At 70.6% G+C, this 20,946-nt stretch carries 15 protein-coding genes and 1 pseudogene; 15 read left to right on the top strand and 1 reads right to left on the bottom strand.

The genetic code is table 11. From position 1 onward, the window contains the following. Nucleotides 1-174: pseudogene (locus tag ABT186_RS01270) on the top strand (ABC transporter permease); the annotation flags it as partial. Between the two features lie 82 nt (nt 175-256). Here the strand turns inward: ABT186_RS01270 and ABT186_RS01265 are convergent. Further along, nucleotides 257-523 carry a hypothetical protein gene (locus ABT186_RS01265; RefSeq protein WP_351922866.1) on the bottom strand — a complete coding sequence of 89 codons (267 nt, stop codon included), beginning with the start codon at nt 521-523 and terminating at the stop codon, nt 257-259. Nucleotides 524-1,015: 492 nt separating this feature from the next. Here ABT186_RS01265 and ABT186_RS01260 point away from each other — a divergent pair, with 492 nt between their 5' ends. The 14 genes from ABT186_RS01260 to ABT186_RS01195 all read left to right on the top strand — a co-directional run bounded on the left by ABT186_RS01260 (nt 1,016) and on the right by ABT186_RS01195 (nt 20,944). Next, nucleotides 1,016-2,494 (top strand): sugar transferase, encoded by a 1,479-nt coding sequence (locus ABT186_RS01260; RefSeq protein WP_351922864.1) that lies wholly within the window; start codon nt 1,016-1,018, stop codon nt 2,492-2,494. 103 nt (nt 2,495-2,597) lie between these two features. Continuing rightward, the gene (locus ABT186_RS01255; RefSeq protein ID WP_351922862.1) at nt 2,598-3,914 is read left to right on the top strand and encodes a nucleotide sugar dehydrogenase; all 1,317 of its coding nucleotides are present in this window, start codon (nt 2,598-2,600) and stop codon (nt 3,912-3,914) included. Further along, nucleotides 3,904-5,169 carry a glycosyltransferase family 4 protein gene (locus tag ABT186_RS01250; protein ID WP_351922860.1) on the top strand — a complete coding sequence of 422 codons (1,266 nt, stop codon included), beginning with the start codon at nt 3,904-3,906 and terminating at the stop codon, nt 5,167-5,169. Before ABT186_RS01255 ends, ABT186_RS01250 begins: the two co-directional genes overlap by 11 nt. Then, nucleotides 5,166-6,563, top strand: a complete 1,398-nt coding sequence (locus ABT186_RS01245; protein ID WP_351922858.1) for a Wzz/FepE/Etk N-terminal domain-containing protein — start codon at nt 5,166-5,168, stop codon at nt 6,561-6,563. The genes ABT186_RS01250 and ABT186_RS01245 overlap by 4 nt, the downstream gene beginning before the upstream one ends. Next, a complete protein-coding gene (locus tag ABT186_RS01240; protein ID WP_351922856.1) occupies nt 6,560-8,080 on the top strand; it encodes a Wzz/FepE/Etk N-terminal domain-containing protein in 1,521 nt (506 codons plus the stop codon). Before ABT186_RS01245 ends, ABT186_RS01240 begins: the two co-directional genes overlap by 4 nt. Before the next feature lie 3 nt (nt 8,081-8,083). Then, nucleotides 8,084-10,018 carry an asparagine synthase (glutamine-hydrolyzing) gene (gene asnB / locus ABT186_RS01235; RefSeq protein WP_351228385.1) on the top strand — a complete coding sequence of 645 codons (1,935 nt, stop codon included), beginning with the start codon at nt 8,084-8,086 and terminating at the stop codon, nt 10,016-10,018. A 28-nt stretch (nt 10,019-10,046) separates the two neighbouring features. After that, entirely contained in the window at nt 10,047-12,242 is a 2,196-nt protein-coding gene (locus ABT186_RS01230) for a bi-domain-containing oxidoreductase (RefSeq protein ID WP_351228383.1), read from the top strand. Then, nucleotides 12,239-14,197: an alginate lyase family protein gene (locus ABT186_RS01225; protein ID WP_351922854.1), complete on the top strand. Its 1,959-nt coding sequence runs from the start codon at nt 12,239-12,241 to the stop codon at nt 14,195-14,197. Before ABT186_RS01230 ends, ABT186_RS01225 begins: the two co-directional genes overlap by 4 nt. 8 nt (nt 14,198-14,205) lie before the next feature. Further along, nucleotides 14,206-15,744, top strand: coding sequence for a right-handed parallel beta-helix repeat-containing protein (locus ABT186_RS01220; RefSeq protein WP_351922852.1), 1,539 nt, complete (start codon nt 14,206-14,208; stop codon nt 15,742-15,744). A 1-nt stretch (nt 15,745) separates the two neighbouring features. Beyond that, nucleotides 15,746-17,050 carry an O-antigen ligase domain-containing protein gene (locus ABT186_RS01215; RefSeq protein ID WP_351922850.1) on the top strand — a complete coding sequence of 435 codons (1,305 nt, stop codon included), beginning with the start codon at nt 15,746-15,748 and terminating at the stop codon, nt 17,048-17,050. A gap of 2 nt (nt 17,051-17,052) precedes the next feature. Further along, nucleotides 17,053-18,273, top strand: a complete 1,221-nt coding sequence (locus ABT186_RS01210; protein WP_351228375.1) for a glycosyltransferase — start codon at nt 17,053-17,055, stop codon at nt 18,271-18,273. Further along, the gene (locus ABT186_RS01205; protein WP_351922848.1) at nt 18,274-19,509 is read left to right on the top strand and encodes a class I SAM-dependent methyltransferase; all 1,236 of its coding nucleotides are present in this window, start codon (nt 18,274-18,276) and stop codon (nt 19,507-19,509) included. After that, on the top strand, nt 19,506-20,300 hold the full coding sequence (locus ABT186_RS01200; protein ID WP_351228371.1) for a sugar phosphate nucleotidyltransferase: 795 nt from the start codon (nt 19,506-19,508) through the stop codon (nt 20,298-20,300). Before ABT186_RS01205 ends, ABT186_RS01200 begins: the two co-directional genes overlap by 4 nt. Continuing rightward, complete coding sequence (locus tag ABT186_RS01195) at nt 20,297-20,944, top strand: PIG-L deacetylase family protein (RefSeq protein ID WP_351922846.1); 648 nt, start codon at nt 20,297-20,299, stop codon at nt 20,942-20,944. Before ABT186_RS01200 ends, ABT186_RS01195 begins: the two co-directional genes overlap by 4 nt. The last annotated feature ends 2 nt before the right edge of the window (nt 20,945-20,946 follow it).

Below are 20,946 nucleotides of genomic sequence, written 5' to 3'. Positions count from 1 at the left end.
CTCGGCGTCGGACTCGGCCAGTTGCTGGAGAACGGGCGCAACAACTCCAGCATGCCGCAGGTGTTCCTGGCCATCTTCCTGATCCTGCTCGTCGGCATCGCCATCGACCTGCTGATCTTCAGCCCGCTGGAGCGGTGGGTGCTGCGCGGCCGCGGCCTGCTGGTCACCCGCTGAACCACCGGATCGCACCAGCGCTCCACACCAGCGCCTCGCCCAGAGCGGCCGACGAGCTCGTCGGCCCCGCCTTGGTCACCACCTACCGGCCCCTGAGCCGCCTCGATGTCGCGGCCCGCCGCACCGGGGAGACCTGGGGCCCCTCCATCAGCGCCTGGGCCGACATCGCCGCATGCACCCGGACCTTGAGGCGGTTGCGCTCGCCCTTGGACGCGAACTGGGCGCCGTAGAAGGCCCGCTGCAGCTCGCGATCACTACCGCGTAGAAGCCGCGCCCGGGGGCCGGGCGAGCTGCTGGAGCGCGCGGTGGCGTCAAGGCACCCATGGGCCGTCACCGATCGGTGGATCAAGTCTCAAAGCCTCAACACGAATTACACACATCCTCTCTTCATTCCGGCCCCGATGGTCTAGATTGACCCGTGCTTCACATGTTCGGACACGAGGCGACGAATGATGATCTATAGGTCCGGCGCTACGGAAAGCCAGCAGTCGCTTCCCCGGCGCCGGACGTGTGGGTGATCAATTCTTGGAGCCCGAGAGGGGCCTTGGGTGCGGGGAGCACCCGAGGTTTCGACGGGTTCCCGCGCGCCTCGAGAGTCTGGCAGGACATGCGAGCCTGCAGCCGCCAGGGTGGGTTGTTGAAGTAGCTCTGTAATAGCCGGTATGTCATGCACGGGACAGCATGGCGCGGGGGCGGGGGCCTCCTGAGGGGAGGAACAGCGCGGCGCGGGAGGCGGGGGCCTCCCGAGGGGAGGAACAGCGCGGCATCGGGGGGCGGGGGCCTCCCGAGAGGAACAGTGCTGGGCGAACACGTCGAACCACTGGGGACCTGGGGGGGTTCTGTGCGGCATGGGGGAAGAGTCAGCCCGTTTCCGTCGGCGATCGGGCGTCTGACGAACGGGGCAATCAGCCAGCCCGCGATCGACTGGGAGCAGCGGTACCGCCGTACTGTGATCACCAGCGATACCGTGGCCACCGCCTTCGTGGTGGGGGCGATCGGCAACTTCTTCGGGGCCCGGGACGCGGCCAACTGGCACGAGAAGTGGGGAATTCTCGCATTCGGCACCGAGCTGCTGGTGCTGGGGGCGCTTGCGGTGAGCCGGTCGTGGGCTCCGGCCGTGCTCGGCCAGGGCGCCGAGGAATTCCGCCGGCTCGGACGCTCACTGTTCATGGCGACCGTCGTACTGGCGCTCGGCGGGATCGCCCTGACCTCGCGCAACATCAAGCTCTGGATCTTCGTCGCGATCCCCGCGATCGCGCTCGTCACCATGACCGCGCGCTATCTGTTGCGCCTCTCGCTGCACAAACAGCGGAAGGAAGGACGGTGCCTGAGACCGGTGTTGGCTGCCGGGAGCCCGGCCACCGTGCGCGACCTGATCACCCGAACCCGCAAGTTCCCGCACCTCGGCTGGCGGGTGGATGCGGTGTGCACGACGGACGGTCCCGGGCTCGACGGTGACCTACTGGACGGAGTGCCGGTCGTCGGCCGACTGGGGGACGTCGCCAAGCACGTCCACGGCGACGGCTACCGTGTCGTCGCGGTCACAGCGGACCCGCACTGGTCACCGGACCGGCTGCAGCGGCTGGCCTGGAACCTCGAAGGCACCGACGCCGAGATGGTGGTGGCCCCCGTGCTGATGGAGGTGGCCGGCCCGCGGCTGCACGTCGACGCGGTGCTCGGGATCCCGCTGCTGAGGGTCAGCATGCCGACCTTCAGCGGGGGCCGCCGGGCAATCAAAGGGGTCGTCGACCGGATGGGCGCGGCGGTCCTGCTGATGCTGTTCGCGCCGCTGATGGTGTTCGTCGGGCTGCTCGTGCTGGTGGACAGTCGGGGTGGGGCGTTCTACCGCCAGCGCAGGGTCGGCAAGGACGGCCGCGAGTTCACCATTCTCAAGTTCCGCACCATGGTCGCCGGGGCTGACGGGGCACGTGCCGAGCTGGCCGACCGCAACGAGGGTGCCGGCCCGCTGTTCAAGCTCCGCCGGGATCCGCGGGTGACCCGGGTGGGAGCAGTGCTGCGCCGGTACTCGATCGACGAGCTCCCGCAGCTTTTCAACGTGCTCACCGGATCGATGTCGCTCGTCGGTCCGCGGCCTCCGTTACCGGAGGAGTGCGCTGCGTACGACCCGGACATCCGGCGGCGGCTGCTGGTCAAGCCCGGACTCACCGGCCTGTGGCAGATCAGCGGACGCAGCGACCTGTCGTGGGAGGAGGCGGTCCGGCTCGACCTGCGGTACGTGGAGGACTGGTCGCTCGCCCTGGACACAGTGATCTTGTGGAAGACGCTGCGTGCGGTGGTCTATGGGCAGGGGGCCTACTGATGCGCGGAAATCGTCGTCCGGCCGGCGTGCCGACCGCAGGCCACAAGGGCCTGACTTGGGGGACCGCAGGCCACAAGGGCCTGCCCGGGGGGAGGAACGGGTCATGAGGATCAGCGTTTTCGGGCTCGGCTACGTGGGCTGCGTGTCGGCCGCGTGCCTGGCCAGCATGGGTCACGAGGTCATCGGCGTGGACGTGAACCAGGTGAAGGTCGACCTGGTCAACGACGGCAAGGCCCCGGTCGTCGAGGAGCGGATCGGCGAGCTCATCGCCGAGGTCGTGCGGACCGGAGCGTTACGCGCTACCGGCGACGTCCGCGAGGCGATCATGGACAGCGAGGTGTCGCTGGTCTGCGTGGGCACGCCGTCGGAGCCCAACGGCAGCCTGTGCACCACGTACTTGGAGCGGGTCACCGAGCAGATCGGCGCCGCGCTGGCCGAGCGGGGCGGGCGGCACACCGTCGTGTTCCGCAGCACCATGCTGCCGGGCACCTGCCTGAATCTGCTGGTGCCGATTCTGGAGAAGAACGTCGGCGGCACGGCCGGGGTGGACATCGGGGTCGCGGTCAACCCGGAGTTCCTGCGCGAGGGCACGAGCGTGCGGGACTTCTTCGACCCGCCCAAGACCGTCATCGGCGAGCTCGACCCGGCAAGCGGCGATGCGGTGATGGCGCTGTACGACGGCTTGCCCGGCGAGGTGTTCCGGGTGCCGGTCCCGACGGCCGAGGCGATCAAGTATGCGGACAACGCGTTCCACGGCCTCAAGATCGGCTTCGCGAACGAGCTGGGCGCGGTGTGCCAGGCGCTCGGGGTGGACTCGCACCAGGTGATGGACGTGTTCCTGGCCGACCGCAAGCTGAACATCAGCCCCGCCTACCTGCGGCCCGGCTTCGCCTTCGGTGGCTCCTGCCTGCCCAAGGACCTGCGGAGCCTGGTCCACGCGGCGCAGCGGGCCGACGTCTCGGTGCCCATCCTCTCCCACGTGCTGGCCTCCAACTCCGACCATCTGCAGCGCGCTGTGCACCTGGTCGAGCGCACCGGCAAGCGCCGGGTGGGCCTGTTCGGGCTGTCCTTCAAACCCGGCACCGACGACCTCCGCGAGAGCCCGCTCGTCGAGCTGGCGGAGAGGCTCTTCGGCAAGGGTTACGACCTCAAGATCTACGACGCGAATGTGAGCCTCTCCCGGCTGCTCGGCGCGAACCGCGAGTACATCGAGAGCCGGCTGCCGCACCTCGCGCAGCTGCTCGCAGACTCCGTCGACGAGGTGCTCGAGCACGCCGAGGTGTGCCTGGTCGGGACCAGGGATCCGGCCGTGCTGTCGGCGCTGCCCCATGGCGACGGCCCGGTGATTGTCGACCTCATCCGCCTTCCCGACGCCGAGGCGCGCCGGACCGAACCGGGGTACATGGGCCTTGCTTGGTAACGCAACCAGCGGCGACGGGCCGGACCGGCGCGCGCTGATCCTGGTGGAGAACCTGTCGGTGCCGTTCGACCGGCGGGTGTGGCAGGAGTGCACGACGCTGCGCGACGCGGGCTGGGAGGTGCACGTCATCTGTCCCCGCGGGGAGAAACGGGACACGGAGCTGGAGGCGGTGATCGACGGGGTGCGGATCCACCGCTACCCGTTGCGCGCGGCCACCGGAGGGCCGGCCGGCTACCTGAAGGAGTACGGATCGGCGTTGTGGCACACGGCCCGGCTGGCCCGCAAGGTCGGCCCGGTCGACGTGGTCCACGCCTGCAACCCGCCCGACCTGCTGTTCCTGCCGGCACTGTGGCTGAAGCGGCGCGGCGCGCGGTTCGTCTTCGACCAGCACGACCTGGTACCCGAGCTGTACCTCTCCCGGTTCGACCGCGGCAAGGATCTGCTCTACCGCGGCGTGTGCGCGCTGGAACGGCGGACCTACCGGGCCGCGGACATCGTGCTCGCCACGAACGAGAGCTACCGGGACGTCGCGCTGCTCCGCGGCGGCAAGCGGCCGGAGGACGTTTTCGTGGTGCGCAGCGCGCCCCAGGTCGACCGGTTCCAACCGGTGCCGCCCGAGCCGGAGTTGAAGCGCGGCAAGCCCCATCTTCTGTGCTACCTCGGCGTCATGGGCCCTCAGGACGGCGTCGACTACGCCTTGCGGGCCCTTGCGAAGCTGCGCGACGAGCTCGGACGGACCGACTGGCATGCGGTGTTCGTCGGCTCCGGCGACGCCTTCGACGCAATGGTGGAGCTGTCCGGGCGGCTCGGTCTCTCCGAGCAGGTGCAGTTCACCGGGCGCATTCCGGACGCCGACCTGGTGCGCTACCTGTCCACCGCAGACGTGTGCCTTTCCCCCGACCCGCGCAATCCGCTCAACGACGTGTCGACCATGAACAAGGTCCTGGAGTACATGGCGATGGGGCGGCCGATCGTTTCGTTCGACCTCCGGGAGGCGCGCGTCTCCGCCGGTGACGCCGCCCTCTACGCGCCCGCCAACGACGAGGCCGAGTTCGCGGGGCTCATCGCGCTGCTCCTCGACGATCCGGAGAAGCGGGCCCGGATGGGCAAGATCGGCCAGGAGCGGATCAGCGGCCCGCTCTCCTGGCGCAACTCGCAAGCGTCGCTGCTCGCCGCCTACGCCGCCGCCTGCCGGGACCATGCTCCGGTGTCGGCAGGTGGGCCGGTCCGTACGGGGAAGAGGCCGCGCCATTGAGTGATGACACGATCCGCCTGGTCACGATCGGACGGATTCTCCGTCGGCGGTGGCGGCTTCTCGCCGTACTCGCCGTGGTGGGTGCGCTCGTCGGCTACGGCAGCTCGGTGCTGGTGTTTCCGCCGCGGTACACGGCGTCGGCATCGGTACTGCTGCCGGGGCTGTGGGAGGAGCGCGAACTGCTGACTCAGGTGGACATCGCGACCAGTTCGGCGGTGGTCGACCGCGCGGCAGACACGCTCGGCTGGAAGGGCGTCGGCGGCGTCGAACTGCAGAGTCAAGTGAGCGCCAAGGCCGCCGACGGGAACATCATCAAGATCTCGGGCACAGCCGACACCCCGGAGCGCGCGCAGCGGCTCTCCGACCAGGTGGCCCAGCAGTTCGTCACCTTCGCCGCGCAGATCGCAGGCGGCAGTGCCGACCCCGCAGTGGCCACGGAGACCGAGGCGCTGCAGAAGAAGATGGCGGAGACCAACCGCCGCATCACCGACCTGGCCAATGCGGCCAATCCGGGGCAGACCGTGGAGAGCGTGCAGGCCCGCACCGAGCTCGAGAAGCTGCGCACCTCTCTGCAGGACGCCATGAAGAAGCTGGAGGAGGCCAACCCGGCGACCAACAAGGCCAGCATGGTCGTCATGGGGCCGTCGCCCCGGCCGACCGGCGCGGCAGCGCCGACGAGGATGCAGCTCATCGTCGGCGGGGCGCTGCTGTTCTTCCTGCTCGGGGTCATCGGCCATCTCGCCGCCGCACGGGTGAGCCGTCGGCTGCGCACCGAACCGGGGATCGCCGCGGCGCTGGGCTCGGCGCTGCTCGGGACCGTCGACGTGCCCGGTGAACGGCGCGCGGACCGGCCGGAAAGCCGTGGCCGACGGGCCCGGATCCGCCGACTTCTCGGCGTCGACACCCGGTGGGACATACCGACCCCGCAGAGGTCCGGCGACGAGGCCGACAGGCGGATCCGCTACCAGCGGGTGTGCGCTCGCCTCCGGGAACAGCTGCCGGCCCCCCGGCGGCTGCTGGTCGTCGTACCGGAAGGCGACGAGGTCGCCCGCCGGGCCGCCGGGCAGCTCGTCGCCGAGGCCAAGAGCGATCCGCTGCTGCGGGTGGTGGAGGTCTCGGTGGACCGGCCGATCGTGCCGGACCGCAACACGGAGTCCGGTGCCCTGGTCGTCCTCAGCGCGGGCAGCTGGACCGCGGAGGAGCTCGTCGGCATCGCCGAGGCGTGTGCGGACGGCAGGCACGAGGTCGTCGGCATCGTCGTCGCCGCCGCGGTCCGCAGCGGTCCGACGCGGACTGCCGACCTTCCTTCGGACGGGCGGACTCCCGGCCTTCCTTCGGACGAGGCCACTTTGACGTTCGCGGTTCGCGGCCATGCGACGGGAGGTTCAGCATGACGACGAGCACGACTTCGGAGTCGTCGGCCGCCGCCCCGCTCATCGACCTGCAGGCGCTGGTGGTGGCGGTCCGCAGGCGCCGCCGTCTCTGGTCCGCGATGGCGCTGCTCGGACTGCTGATCGGCGCGGCGGTGGCGGTCCTGATGCCGCCGGCGCCGGCCGCGGTGACCAAGGTGCTGGTCGCGCATCAGGAGGACCAGCCGAACGACACCGGAACGCTGATCCGTACCGACGTCCAGCTGCTGGGGACCACGCGGATCGCCGACCAGGCCCTGCGGTCCCTCAAGTCCCCGGAAAAAGCGGAAGACTTCATGAAGGACTACCGGGGCACGGGACTGTCGAACAACGTGCTCCAGATCGATGTGACAGGTGCCACCGACGCGGAAGCGGTGGCCCGGGCCAAGGCACTGGCCGATGCGTTCGTCGCGGACCATGCGAAGCGGATACGGGACATCGCGGACGCCGAGGCCAAGGGCCTGATCGCCCAGCGTGATCGCATGCAGAACGAGCTCGCCGACGTCAACAAGGAGATCGGCGGCCGATCGCCGGACAGCAACCCGAAAGCGTCGGCGAGCACCGAGTCGCTCTTCGCCCGCCGGGCCGAACTCACTTCGCGGATCGCCGACTTCGCCCAGCGCGCCGAGGAGGCGCGCATCGGCACGCCCCAGCTCATCGCCGGCACGCAGATCGTGGACGCCCCGCGCGCGGTGCGGCACTCCCTGCCCAAGGCCGCCGTCACCAACGCCGTGATCGGACTCGTCCTAGGGCTCTTCCTCGGGCTCGCGCTGGCCGCGGTCGGCGTGGTGGTGGCGGACCGCCCCGTGCTGCGCCGGGACATCGCGGCGAACCTCGGCGCCTCGGTCATCACAGAGCTGCCCCGCCGGTCGGGGAGGCCGTGGCAGCGCCGACGAACCCGGGTGAAACGCGAACGGCTCACCACGACGCTGGCCCGCACCGTGCGCGGCTCCGCGGAGCCGCTGTCGCTGCTGGAACTGGGCTGCGCGCGCAGCACGAGCGGGATCGCCCTGAGCCTCGCCCGGGCACTGGCGGAGGAGGGGCCAGTGGTCGTCATCGATGGCCTGCCCGGCCCGCAGCTCGCCAAGCGCCGCCCGAAGCCGGGAGACCCGACCGTGGTCAGCGGCGAGCGTGCCGAGACCGTGTCGCCTCAGGGACGCCGGATCGGCGTCGGCACGGTGGCGCCCGGCACGGCATGGACCGACCTCCGGTATCTCGGTACCCAGACAGTGCTCGTCGTGCGTGCCGGGCACGGCAGCGCCGCATGGCTGCACACCGTGGCGCGGCAGCTCGCGGACCAGCGCATACCCGTGATCGGTGTGGTGCTGATCGACCCCGATCCGCGTGACCGGACCGACGGCACGCTGTGGGACGGGCTGCACACCGCGCTGCGCGGCCGCAGCGAGATACCGGCCCGGCAGAACGGGATGAGCGGGCGGCGGACGGAACGGCTGCCGGTGTGGGCCGCACAGGGTCCGGACAACGACCAGGAGGTGCGGTAGGACATGTGTGGCATCGCAGGTACTTACCGATGGCCGGACGGAAAGGTCGTGACCGACCGGCTCACCGACACCCTCGCCCACCGCGGCCCGGACGGGGCGGGCCGCTACGGCCACCCCGTCGGTGGCGGCGAAGTGCAGCTCGGGCACCGTCGGCTGGCCATCATCGACCTGTCCGAGACCGGCGCCCAGCCCATGGTCTCGGACGGCCTCGCCCTGACGTACAACGGCGAGCTGTACAACGCGCCCGAGCTGCGGGCCGAGCTGGCAGCCGCCGGGGTACGCTTCCGGGGTACCTCCGACACCGAGGTGCTCCTTGAGGCCTGGCGGCGCTGGGGCACGGACTGCCTGCCCCGGCTGCGCGGCATGTTCGCGTTCGGCATCTTCGACGAGCGCACCGGTGAACTGGTGCTCGCCCGCGACCAGTTGGGCATCAAGCCGCTGTTCCTGCTCCGGCGCGGCGAGGGCCTGGTGTTCGCCTCCGAACTCAAGGCGCTCGCCGCCGCGACCGGCGGATCGCTGGAGGTGGACCATGCGGCGCTGGTGGCCTCGCTCCTTTACTACTGGGTGCCGGACTCGCGCTGCGCGTTCCGCGAGGCGGAGAAGCTGCCGCCGGGCAGCTGGCTGCGGATCCGGCCCGACGGCCGGGTGGAGCACGGCAGTTACTGGAACCTGAAGGACGTCGCCGCCGAGGGTCGGGAGCGAGCCCGCAGCGGTGAACAGCCGGACCTGGCCGCCATCGTCGAGGAGTCGACCCGGCGCCACCTGCTCTCCGACGTACCCGTGGCGACCTTCCTCTCCGGCGGCCTCGACTCCAGCTACCTGACCGCCCTTGCGGCCCGCCACCAACCCGGGATCTCCGCCTACACGATCGGATTCCGCGCCGAGGACGCCAAGTTCGAGGCGATGCCGGACGACCTGCGCTATGCCCGGCAGGTCGCCGAGCGGTTCGGCGTCGACCTGCACGAGATCGAGATCGCCCCGAACGTGCTCGACCTGCTGCCGCAGATGACGTACCACCTGGACGAGCCGATCGGCGACCCCGCCGCGATCAACACGTACCTGATCTGCTCGGCCGCCCGGGAGGCCGGGGTCAAGGTGATGCTCTCGGGGATGGGGGCCGACGAGCTGTTCGCCGGGTACCGCAAGCACCTGGCCAACCTGATCGCGCTGCGCTACCAGCGCGTCCCGCGGCCACTGCGCCGCGGGGTGTCCGGGGTCGTGGACCGGCTGCCGGTCGCCACGTCCCGCCGGGGGTACCGGTCGGTGCGCTTCGCGAAGAGGTTCCTCTCCTTCGCCGATCTGCCGGAGGAGACCGCGTTCCGGCGCAGCTACACCATGTACGACCAGGACGAGCTGCTCGCCCTGCTCGGTCCGGACCTGGCCGGGACGGCCGAGGACGTGCTGAGCGAACATGCGGACGTCTACCAGGACAACGACCTCGACGACTTCGTCAACCGCATGTGCCTGACCGACGCCCGGATGTTCCTGCCGGGCCTGAACCTCACGTACACGGACCGCTCCAGCATGGCCGCGTCGACCGAGGTACGGGTGCCGTATGTGGACGTCGAGGTGGTCAAGGCGGCGTTCGCCGTGCCCGGCAATCGCAAGATCGCCGGACGACAGGGCAAGGCCGTCCTCAAGGAGGCGGCCACCTCGGTCCTGCCCCGGGAGATCGTCTACCGACCCAAGGGCCTGTTCAGCGCCCCGCTGCGCGCCTGGATGAGCCGGGACCTGGCACCGCTGGTGCGCGAGGTGGTCAACGACGGCGAGCTGGTGCGCTCCGGGTTCCTGCGCCGCGACGCGCTGGCGCGGATGGTCGCCGAGGACGCCGCGGGGCAGCAGGACTTCTCCAAGCATCTGTGGCATGTGCTGACCCTCGAGTACTGGTACCGCGACGCGACCTCCGGGTCCGGCCAGGGCGCTCGCTCGGCGGCGTAGAAAACGGCTTAGAAATAGGGGACTTCGGGTGAAACAGGTTGTGCAGAACTACAAGAGCGGCGAGCTGGCGGTGCTCGACGTTCCGGTGCCGGGGTGCAAGCCGGGCGGTGTGCTCGTCCGCAGTGCCTTCTCGCTGATCTCCACCGGGACCGAGCTCATGAAGGTGTCCGAGGCCGGCATGTCGATGCTGGGCAAGGCCCGCTCACGGCCGGACCAGGTGGCCAAGGTCATGCAGAGCGTGGCCACCAACGGGCTGCCCGCCACCTACCGCAAGGTGATGGGCAAGCTGGACTCCTACACACCCCTTGGCTACTCGCTGTGCGGGGTGGTCGAGCAGGTCGGCACCGGAATCGACGATGTGAAGGTCGGCGACCTCGTGGCCTGCGCCGGCAACGAGCACGCGCTGCACGCGGAGCTCAACTGGGTGCCGAAGAACCTCTACGCCCCGGTGCCGGACGGCCTCGCCCCGCAGCACGCGGCCTTCGGCACCGTCGGGTCGATCGCGATGCAGGGCGTCCGCCAGGGCGAGCCGCAGCTCGGCGAGGTGGCCCTTGTCATCGGCCTCGGCCTGATCGGGCAGCTGGTCGTGCAGCTCCTCGTCGCCTCGGGCGTCCGCGTCGTCGGGGCCGACCCCGACCCGACGCGCTGCGAGCTCGCCGAGCGCCTGGGCGCCGCGGCCTGCGGCGATCCCGCGTCCGCGGGCGTGGAAAACGCCGTCGCCGAACTCACCGACGGGCACGGCGTGGACCAGGTGTACCTGGCCGCCGGAGGCGGCAGCAACCAGCCCGTCGAGCTGGCCGCCCGGCTCTGCCGGGACCGCGGCCGCGTCGTCGACATCGGCAAGTGCCGCCTGGACCTGCCGTGGAACGCGTACTACGAGAAGGAGCTCGACGTCCGCTTCTCGCGCTCGTACGGCCCAGGGCGCTACGACCCGGAGTACGAGCTGGAAGGCCGGGACTACCCGATCGGCTATGTGCGCTGGACCGAGCGCCGCAACCTGGCGTGCTTCCTCGACCTCGTCGCCCGCGGCGGCGTCGACGTGGAGTCTCTGGTCTCCCACATCGCCGACTTCGATGACGCGGTCGAGACGTACCAGCGCCTGAAGGACGGCGACCTGAAGGCCGTGGCCGTGCTGTTCCGGTACCCCGAGCACACGGGGGACGCGGAGGAAGCGAAGGCTCCGGCGGTGGCCGTGCCCACGGTGGCTGTGTCCACTAAAAGCATGAAGCCGAGTCCGGCCCGGGCCGCCAAGACGCCGGTGCGCCTCGCGTTCGTCGGCGCGGGAAACTACGCGACGTCGATGCTGCTGCCGCACCTGGCTCAGCGCGAGGGCGTCGAGCTGTCGACCGTCGTCACCACGACGGCGCTGTCCGCGGCCAACGCGCAGCGGAAGTTCGGCTTCGCCGAGGCGACCACCGATCTCGACGCGGTGCTCGGCGACAAGTCCATCGACGCGGTGTTCGTGGTCACCCGGCACAGCTCGCACGCCGAACTGACCCGCAAGGCACTGCTGGCGGGCAAGACGGTGTTCGTGGAGAAGCCGTTGGCGCTCACCGAGGACGAGCTGGCCGGCGTACTCGCAACGGTGGAGGAGTCCGGCAACGACCGGCTCCAGGTGGGCTTCAACCGCCGGTTCGCGCCGCTGCTGCAGGAGGCCAGGAAGCGGTTCGGCGCCCGGACCGGTCCGGCGAGCCTGCGTTACCTGGTCAACGCGGGCCGGCTGCAGCACGGCAGCTGGTATCTCCAACAGGGCACCGAGGGCTCGCGGTTCGCCGGCGAGGGCGGACACTTCATCGACACCGCGAGCTGGCTGCTGGAGGCCGACCCGGTCTCGGTGTACGCGGTCGCCGCGTCCGGCAACGAGGACCTGCAGGTCGTGCTGCGCTACCCGGACGGGTCCACCGCCACCATCAGCTACGTCACCACCGGCGCGCCCGGCTTCCCCAAGGAGACGCTGGACCTGGTCGCGGACGGCAAGGTGCTGCGGCTCGACGACTTCGTCCGCGCCTCGGTCTACGGCCGCAAGAAGTGGGTCAGTTCGCGGCTGCCCAAGGCCCGGGACAAGGGCCAGAACGCCGAGTTGGCCGCGTTCATCAAGGCCGTGCGGACCGGCGGGCCGATGCCGGTGCCGCTGGAGTCGCTGGTCGCCACCACGGCGGCCACCCTCGCCGTGCAGGCCGGTCTGGCCGGCGGTGCGCCGGTGACGTTGGAGCGGGCGCGATGACCATGAGCGCGGGCTGGTACCTGCGGCGGCTGTCCCGGATGGGACCGCAGGAGGTCGCGGGCCGGGTGGGCGACGCGGTGCGCAGGCGGCGCTGGCGGTCGGCGCGGCCGGACTGCCCGAGCGTGACCGGCGCCCGGTTCACCGCGGTCCTGCCCGCCGGGACGATCGCCTCAGTACCTCCGGACGCCGCGAAACGGCTCATCGCCGAGGCGGACCGGCTGATGTACGGGCACGCCGAGTTCTTCGGGGTGGTCCGCGACGACCTGGACGACCCGGACTGGTGGTGCGACCCGAAGACCGGGCGCCGGGCTCCGTGGGGCTACGCCTTCGACGTGCCGTACCGGAGCGAGGACGCGGTCGGGGACATCAAGCAGATCTGGGAGCTGTCCCGGCACCAGTACCTCACCGTGCTTGCCGCCGCCTACGCGATCACCGGGGACGAGCGGTACGCCGAGCGCGTGGCCGAGCATCTGCGGTCGTGGTGGGCGGCCAACCCACCGCTGCGCGGCGTGCACTGGATCAGCGGCATCGAGCTGGGCATCCGGCTGCTGTCCTGGGTGTGGATCCGCCGGCTGCTCGACGACTGGCCGGGCGCGGCCGACCTGTTCGAGGGCAACCAGGTGGCGCTGAACCAGATCTGGCACCACCAGCGCTGGCTGGCCGCCTTCCCCAGCCGGGGGTCTTCGGCGAACAACCACGTCATCGCCGAGGCCGCCGGGCAGTTCGCCGCGGCCTGCGCGTTCAACTGGTTCCCCTCCTCGGTGCGTTGGCGAGCCGATGCGCTGCGGTCGCTGGAGCGGCACCTGCGCAGCAACACCTTCACCTCCGGCCTCAACCGCGAGCTGGCCACCGAGTATCACGGACTTGTGCTGGAACTCGGCCTGGCCGCGGTGGCCGAGGCGGATGCTGCCGACGTGCCGGTCCCCGCGTCGATCCGGCTGGTGCTGCTGCGGATGACCGACACGCTCGCGGCCGTCGTGGACAACCGGCTGCGGCCGCCGCGCCAGGGGGACGCGGACGACGGGCACGGTCTGGTCGTGGACGGAGCGGGCACCGACCGCTGGGCCTCGCTGCTGGCCACCGGCGACGCCGTGTTCGGCCGACTCGACTGGTGGCCGGCGGTGACCGGCACCGATGTGCGCACCCCGCTGCTGGCCGCGCTCATCCAGCCGTACGCGAAAAGTGGAACCAGACCGGCCGTGTCCCGCCCGGCAGACCGACCGGCCCACTTCGCCGACGCGGGCATGACCATCCTGCGAGGCCCGGAGGAGATCTGGTGCCGCTGCGACGGCGGCCCGCACGGCTTCCTGTCCATCGCCGCGCACGCCCACGCGGACGCGCTGTCCGTCGAGGTCCGGCACGACGGGGTCGACGTGCTCGCCGACCCGGGGACGTACTGCTACCACGGGCAGCCCGAGTGGCGGCAGTACTTCCGGTCGACCCTCGGCCACAACACCCTGCAGTTGGACGGCAGTGACCAGTCAGTCTCCGGCGGCCCGTTCCTGTGGACCCGGCATGCCGAGACCCGCGTCCTGGCCGCCGACACATCCGGCGAGGGCGTGGCCCGCTGGTGTGCCGAGCACGACGGCTACCAGGGCTCCGTGCACCGCCGCCGCGTGGAATTGACGGCCGCGAGACAGGAGTTGCGGGTGGTCGACGAGGTGCGCGGCCCGCGGCGGGCCGTGCAGTTGGCGTTCCACCTCGGCCCGGCGATCGCCGCGGACCTGGTGGGGAACCGGGCACAGCTCACCTGGATCCGGGACGGCGAGGGGCGTTCCGCGGTGCTCGACCTGCCCGGGCAGCTGTCCTGGCGGGCGCATCGCGGCGAGACAGACCCGCCGCTGGGCTGGTACTCCGCCGGATTCGGGCGCAAGGAACCCACCACAACGCTGGTCGGCAACGGCTTCGCCGACGGCGCGGAGGGGTTCACCACCGTGCTCAGGTTCCGCGGCTAGGGGGGCGCGTGGGGATCAAGAGGCGGCACTGGGCGTTGGCGGCGGCACCTCTGGCGCTGGCCCTGCTGGCGACCGGCTGTGAGAGCGTGTCGGGCGCCGGGGCGGAGCCGAAGGCCGCGGGCACCACGTCCGCCACGTCCGCGCACCCATCCGTGGCCCGGGTGTGCGCCAAGCCCGCGGCCGGGCCGGCGAAGGCACCGGCGGGTGCGGTGACGGTCGACCCCGCGAAGGTCGGTGACCTGGCGGCGAAGACCAAGAGCAGCCCCCCGAACACCACGTTCTGGCTTCGACCCGGCATGCACAGGCTCGACCCGGACCGCTACGCCCAGGTCATCCCCAAGGAAGGGGACCGCTACCTCGGTGCGCCGGGCGCGGCGCTCGACGGCCGGAAGAAGAACCAGTACGCGTTCGCCGGTACCGCCCGCAACGTCACCATCCGCTACCTGACCGTGCAGGATTTCGTGGCGCCGCCGGACGAGGGCGTGGTCAACCACGACTCGGCCGACGGATGGGTGATCGAGCACGCGACGATCCAGAACAACTCCGGCGCCGGGCTGATGGCAGGTGCCCGCCAGCAGGTCCGCGCCAACTGCCTCCGCGACAACGGCCAGTACGGCATGAACGCCTACAAGGCCAGCGGCCGTATCAGCGGCCTGGTGGTCGAGGGCAACGAGATCGTGGGCAACAACACCGGCGACTGGGAGCGGAAGCGGAAGGGCTGCGGCTGCACCGGAGGCATCAAGTTCTGGGACGTCAACGGCGCCGACGTGCGCGGCAACTGGGTGCACGACAACCGCGGAACCGGGTTGTGGGCGGACACCAACAACAACGACTTCGTCATAGAGAACAACGTGATCGAGGCCAACGACGGTGCCGCGCTGATCTACGAGATCAGCTACAACGCGATCATCCGGAACAACACGATCCGGCGGAACAACTGGGTCGAGGGCCGCAAGGCAGCCGAGAGCGGCGACAGCTTCCCGTTCGCGACCATCTACGTGTCCGAGTCCGGCGGCGAACCACGGATCCGAGCGCGCACCGACAAGATCGAGATCTACGGGAACGTGCTGCAGAACAACTGGTCCGGGATCACCCTGTGGGAGAACGCCGACCGGTTCTGCAACAGCCCGGCCAACACCTCGTCCGGTGACTGCACTTTGCTGGTGGGGAACACCCACCGCTGCGCGAAGCCGGCGATCGCCAAGGCACCGCTCTACTCCGACTGCCGGTGGAAGACCCAGCGGGTGGACATCCACGACAACCGCTTCGTGCTCGACAAGTCCGTCCTCAAGTGCACGGAGAAGTGCGACCGAATGGCGCTCCTCGCCAACTACGGGACCTATCCGGACTGGTCGCCGTACAAGGGCGAACAGGTGGCTGACGCGATCACCACCAACCAGCACAACCGCTGGCACGACAACGTCTACATCGGACCATGGAAGTTCGTGGCCCAGGACACGAGCCGGGTGCTCGACTTCGGGCAGTGGCAGACCACGCCGTACCAGCAGGACGCGGGCAGCACCCTCGACCTCCGGGCCGGTGGGTGAGATGGGCGTGAACCTGACGCGCGGCGGGCTGTCGGGCCGACCGGACACTGCGGGAACGCGGCCCGGCGCCGAACCGCACCCTGCCGGCACACCGAGGCTCGTAGGGATCGTCTGGGGGCTGCTGGTCCTCAACACGCTGGGCTCCGCCGGGGCAAAGACCATCGTCCCGCTGCCTCGCTCCCTCATCCAGATGGTCACCATGGGCGCGCTGGTCAGTGCGTTCGCGCTGGCGCTCACGATCAATCTCCGACTGCGCATCCGAGCCAGCGCCTACGTGTTCCTGCTCACCCTGCTGCTGGTGACGAGCGTGATCTCCAGCGCGAACCTGGAGTCCGGGTTCGGCGCGCTGTTCCGCTGCTTCCGGCTGACGCTCTTCGTCTGCACGCTGTGGCTGCTCAGCCGCTGGTGGGACGGCAGCCTGACGTTCGTTCGCTACCACATCCGGGCGTACTTCGCGGTGCTCGGATCGGTGGCCGTCGGCCTGGTCGTCTCACCGGGTGCGGCCCTGCCCGACCTCTACGGTGGACGCCTGGTCGGCGCGTTGTGGCCGCTCACCCCGCCGCAGATCGGACAGTACGCCGCGGTGATCATCGGGCTCACCGTGCTGCTCCTACAGGGGCGCCGGACCGACAGGGCGAGCGCGGCGGTGGTCATCGTGCCGTCACTCGTGCTGCTCGCGCTGACCCATACCCGGACGGCCACGCTCGGCCTGCTCCTCGGGCTGGCGTTGGCGATCTGCTCACTCATCCTGACCAGCGCCGCCGCCCGCCGATTCTTCACCTGGACGGTGGTGTGCGTCGTGGTGGCCGCGGTGGGGTTCGCCTCCGCACTGCAGTCGTGGTTCCTGCGCGGGCAGAGCCAGGAGAACTTCTCCAGTCTCACCGGTCGGGCCAAGGTCTGGGACGCCCTGCTGTCCGCGCCTCGATCGACCTCGGAGCAGCTGTTCGGCGTGGGCCTGGGCGACAAGTCGTTCGGCGGGCTGCCGATCGACAACAGCTGGCTGGCCGTCTACAACGAGCAGGGTCTGATCGGCGTCACCCTCGTCGCGGCGATCATCATCGTGCTGGGCGGCGTCGCGTTGCTGCGGCCACCGTCGCTGCAGCGGGCCTGCGCGATCTTCCTGATCAGCTACTGCGCGATCGCGTCGTACACCGAGGCCGGTCTTGGCGACGCCTCGCCGTATCTGCTGCATCTGGCCCTGGCCGCCTCGCTGTTGGCGACATCGGCCGAGGCCGCTCCGCTCTCGACGCCCGACGTCCCTCGACGGCACATGCCGCGCTGGGCCCGTAGATCGGAGGTGATCTGAGCATGCACGTCCTCGTGGTGCACAACCGCTACGCCTCGGCGCAGCCGAGCGGGGAGAACAAGGTCGTCGACCAGGAGGTGGAGCTGCTGCGCGCGGCCGGCCACCGGGTCGAGTTGTTCGAGCGGCGTAGCGACTCCATCGCCGACCGGTCCCTGCTGGGCAAGGTCGCGGTACCGCTGCTTGTGCCGTGGAACCCGGCGGTCCGTACGGAGCTCGCCGCCCGGCTGCGCACCGAGCGGCCGGACGTGGTGCACGTCCACAACGTCTTCCCGCTCCTGTCACCGGCGGTGCTGGCCGCCTGTGCCGACGCCGGCGTGCCCGCCGTCGCCACGCTGCACAACTACACCCAGGTCTGCCCGCCCGGCACGCTGCAGCGGAATGGCCGGCCGTGCACCGAGTGCGTCGGCTCCGCACCACTGCCCGCCGTCCGGCACGGCTGCTACCGCAGTTCCCGCCTTGCGACGGTGCCGCTCGCGGTCAGCCTGTCGGTCAACCGGCGGCGGTGGTGGTCCGGCGTGGAGCGGTTCTTCTGCATCTCCGCGGCGCAGCGCGACGTCCTGGTGCGGTCCGGCATGCCGGCCGAACGGCTGGCGGTGAAGCACAACTTCGTGCCGGAGCCGGGCACTCGCCGTGCGGGTGACGGCGAGCATGTGCTCTATCTCGGCCGGCTCGCGGAGGCCAAGGGCGTGCGGCTGCTCATGGCCGCGTGGGACGAGATCGCAGCGAGTGGCGGTGTGGGCGTGCCGCTCGTGATCGCCGGCACGGGGCCGCTGGAGCGGGACGTGACCGCCTGGGCGGCGGGCCGGGACGACGTGCGGTACGTCGGCCTGTACGACCCGGCGCAGTGCCGGCATGCCGTTGCGCGGTCGGTCGCCGTGGTGGCTCCCTCGACGTGGCTGGAGGCGTTCGGCCTGGTCGTCGTGGAGGCGATGGCGGCGGGGGTCCCGGTCGTCGCCGCCGGTCACGGCGCCTTCGTCGAACTCGTCGAGGACGGCGTCACCGGGCTGCTGCACCGGCCGGGCGAGCCCGCCTCGCTCGCGTCCTGCCTGCGCCGGATCACGGCCGAGCCGGCCCGCAACCGGGAGATGGGCCAGGCGGCCCGGCGCCGTTACGAGCAGGGTTTCAGCCCGGCCGTCGGCCTCGAGCGCCTGGTGGAGGGGTACCGCACCGCGATCGCGGGTCGGACGGAATCAATGGGGGACCGAATCAATGGGGGGCAGTAAATGACAAGTTGCCGACTCTGCGGCTCGGCGACGCTGGCGAGCGTCGTCGATCTGGGGGCGACACCACCCTGCGAGAGCTTTCTCGCCGCGGACCAACTGGACCAGCCGGAGCCCGCGTACCCGCTGCACCTGCGGGTCTGCACCGACTGCTGGCTGGCGCAGATCCCGCCGCTGATCACGCCGGAGGAGACGTTCAAGGAGTACGCGTACTTCTCCTCGTACTCGACCTCCTGGGTGGAGCACGCGCGTACCTTCGTCGCCGACGCCGTGGAGCGTCTTGCTCTCAGCCCCGACGCCTTCGTGGTCGAGGTCGCGAGCAACGACGGGTACCTGCTGAAGCATGTGGTGGACCGGGGGATCCGCTGCCTCGGCATCGAGCCGTCGGTGAATGTCGGCGCCGCGGCGCGCGACGCGGGTGTGCCCACGCTCACGGAGTTCCTGAGCCCGGAGACCGGCGCCGCCGTCCGCGAAGAGCACGGCCCGGCGGACCTGGTCGTGGCCAACAACGTGTACGCACACATCCCCGACGTGGTCGGGTTCACCCAGGGGCTGCGCGCCCTGGTCGCCGATGACGGCTGGGTCTCCATCGAGGTGCAGCACCTGCTGACCCTGATCGAGGAGAACCAGTACGACACGATCTACCACGAGCACTTCCAGTACTACACGGTCGCGTCCGCGATCCGGGCCCTTGCGAGCGGCGGACTCGCGCTCGTGGACGTCGAGTTGCTGCCCACGCACGGCGGCTCCATCCGGCTGTGGGCCCGTCCCGTCGAGGTGGCCGGTGAGCCGTCCCAGCGGGTGGCGGACGTGCTGGCCCGCGAGAAGGCCGCAGGGCTCCAAGAGCTTTCCGGGTACGCCGAGTTCGCGGCCCGGGTGGCCAAGGTGCGCCGGGACTTGCTGAAATTCCTCATCGAGGCGGCCGAGCAGGGGAAGACGGTCGTCGGCTACGGCGCCCCCGGCAAGGGCAACACCCTGCTCAACCACTGCGGCATCCGCCCCGACCTGCTCGCGTACACGGTCGACCGCAACCCGTACAAGCACGGCAGGTTCACCCCGGGCACCCGCATCCCGATCCTGCCGCCCGAGCAGATAGCCGCCGACAAGCCGGACTACATCCTCGTCCTCCCGTGGAACCTGCGGGCCGAGCTGGTCGAGCAGCTGTCCTACGTGCACGACTGGGGCGGCCGCCTCGTCTTTCCCATCCCGGAACTGAGCATTGTCGAGGTCAAGCGATGAAGGTCGTCCTGTTCTGCGGCGGTTACGGGATGCGGATGCGCAGCGGCGCCGCAGACGACGTGCCCAAGCCGATGGCGATGGTCGGCCCGCGCCCGCTGATCTGGCACGTCATGCGCTACTACGCGCACTTCGGGCACAAGGAGTTCATCCTGTGCCTCGGCTACGGGGCTCACCACATCAAGAACTTCTTCCTCAACTACGAGGAGACGACGTCCAACGACTTCGTGCTGCGGGGCGGGCGGACCGAGCTGCTGTCCACCGACATAGCCGACTGGACGATCACGTTCGCGCAGACCGGCATGGAGTCACCGATCGGGGAGCGGCTGCGCCGGGTGCGGCACCACCTGGACGGCGACGAGATGTTCCTCGCCAACTACGCCGACGTGCTCACCGACGCCCCGCTGCCGGAGATGATCGAGAACTTCGCCCGGCGCGACGCCGGTGCGTCGATGATGGTGGTGCCGCCGCAGTCCTCGTTCCACTGCGTGGACCTGGGCGAGGACGGCCTGGTGGGGGGCATCACCGCGGTGAGCGAACTGCCGCTGTGGGAGAACGGCGGCTACTTCGTGCTCCGCCAGGAGGTCTTCGACCACATACCGGAGAACGGGGACCTGGTCGCCGACGGATGCGCCCAACTGGCCAAGCGCGGACGGCTGGTGGCGCATCAGCACCGCGGCTTCTGGAAGCCGACCGACACCGTGAAGGAGCGGGCCGCGCTCGACGAGGCCTACGCCAGGGGCGACCGTCCGTGGGCCGTGTGGGAGCGGGACACGGCTGGAGCGAGAGCATGATCCGCCTCGGGGCCGGACCCCTGGACCGGATCGTCGCGGTGGGCGCGCACTGCGACGACATCGCCATCGGCGCCGGCGGCACGCTGCTGACGCTGTGCCTCGCGCGACCGGGTATCCGCGTCGACGCGCTGGTGCTCTCCGGCGGCGGCACCGACCGGGAGCAGGAGGAGAAGGCCGCGCTCGCCGCCTTCTGCCCGGGCGCCGACCTGCGGCTGACCGTGCTCAAGCTGCCGGACGGGCGGATGCCGGCGCACTGGGAGGAGGCCAAGGCCGCGGTCGAGGAGCTGCGCGAGCAGACCGAGCCGGACCTGATCCTCGCCCCGCGTACCGATGACGCGCACCAGGATCACCGCGGCCTGGCGCAGCTGCTGCCCACCGCGTTCCGCGACCACCTCGTGCTCGGCTACGAGATCGTCAAATGGGACGGCGATCTCGGCCGTCCGTCGGCGTACCAGCCGCTGTCGCCGGAGGTCGCCGAACAGAAGGTGCAACTGCTGCAGGAGCACTACCCCTCGCAGCGGCACCGGCCCTGGTACGACCGGGAGGCCTTCCTCGGCCTTGCCCGGATCCGCGGCATCGAATGCCACGCCCGCTACGCCGAGGCGTTCGCCGTCACCAAACTCATGCTCAACCTGGGGAACTGAAC

The sequence above is a fragment of the Streptomyces sp. NPDC001634 genome (assembly GCF_040298185.1).
Lineage (GTDB): Bacteria > Actinomycetota > Actinomycetes > Streptomycetales > Streptomycetaceae > Streptomyces.
Note: the sequence above shows the minus strand (reverse complement) of the source record. Positions and strands in the feature narration are given on the sequence as shown.

What these genes read in the sequence shown, in the direction of transcription:
- ABT186_RS01255 (WP_351922862.1), top strand. Translation starts at nt 2,598, where the DNA reads ATGAGGATCAGCGTTTTCGGGCTCGGCTACGTGGGCTGCGTGTCGGCC.
- ABT186_RS01240 (WP_351922856.1), top strand. Translation starts at nt 6,560, where the DNA reads ATGACGACGAGCACGACTTCGGAGTCGTCGGCCGCCGCCCCGCTCATC.
- asnB (WP_351228385.1), top strand. Translation starts at nt 8,084, where the DNA reads ATGTGTGGCATCGCAGGTACTTACCGATGGCCGGACGGAAAGGTCGTG.
- ABT186_RS01225 (WP_351922854.1), top strand. Translation starts at nt 12,239, where the DNA reads ATGACCATGAGCGCGGGCTGGTACCTGCGGCGGCTGTCCCGGATGGGA.
- ABT186_RS01215 (WP_351922850.1), top strand. Translation starts at nt 15,746, where the DNA reads ATGGGCGTGAACCTGACGCGCGGCGGGCTGTCGGGCCGACCGGACACT.
- ABT186_RS01210 (WP_351228375.1), top strand. Translation starts at nt 17,053, where the DNA reads ATGCACGTCCTCGTGGTGCACAACCGCTACGCCTCGGCGCAGCCGAGC.
- ABT186_RS01205 (WP_351922848.1), top strand. Translation starts at nt 18,274, where the DNA reads ATGACAAGTTGCCGACTCTGCGGCTCGGCGACGCTGGCGAGCGTCGTC.
- ABT186_RS01200 (WP_351228371.1), top strand. Translation starts at nt 19,506, where the DNA reads ATGAAGGTCGTCCTGTTCTGCGGCGGTTACGGGATGCGGATGCGCAGC.
- ABT186_RS01195 (WP_351922846.1), top strand. Translation starts at nt 20,297, where the DNA reads ATGATCCGCCTCGGGGCCGGACCCCTGGACCGGATCGTCGCGGTGGGC.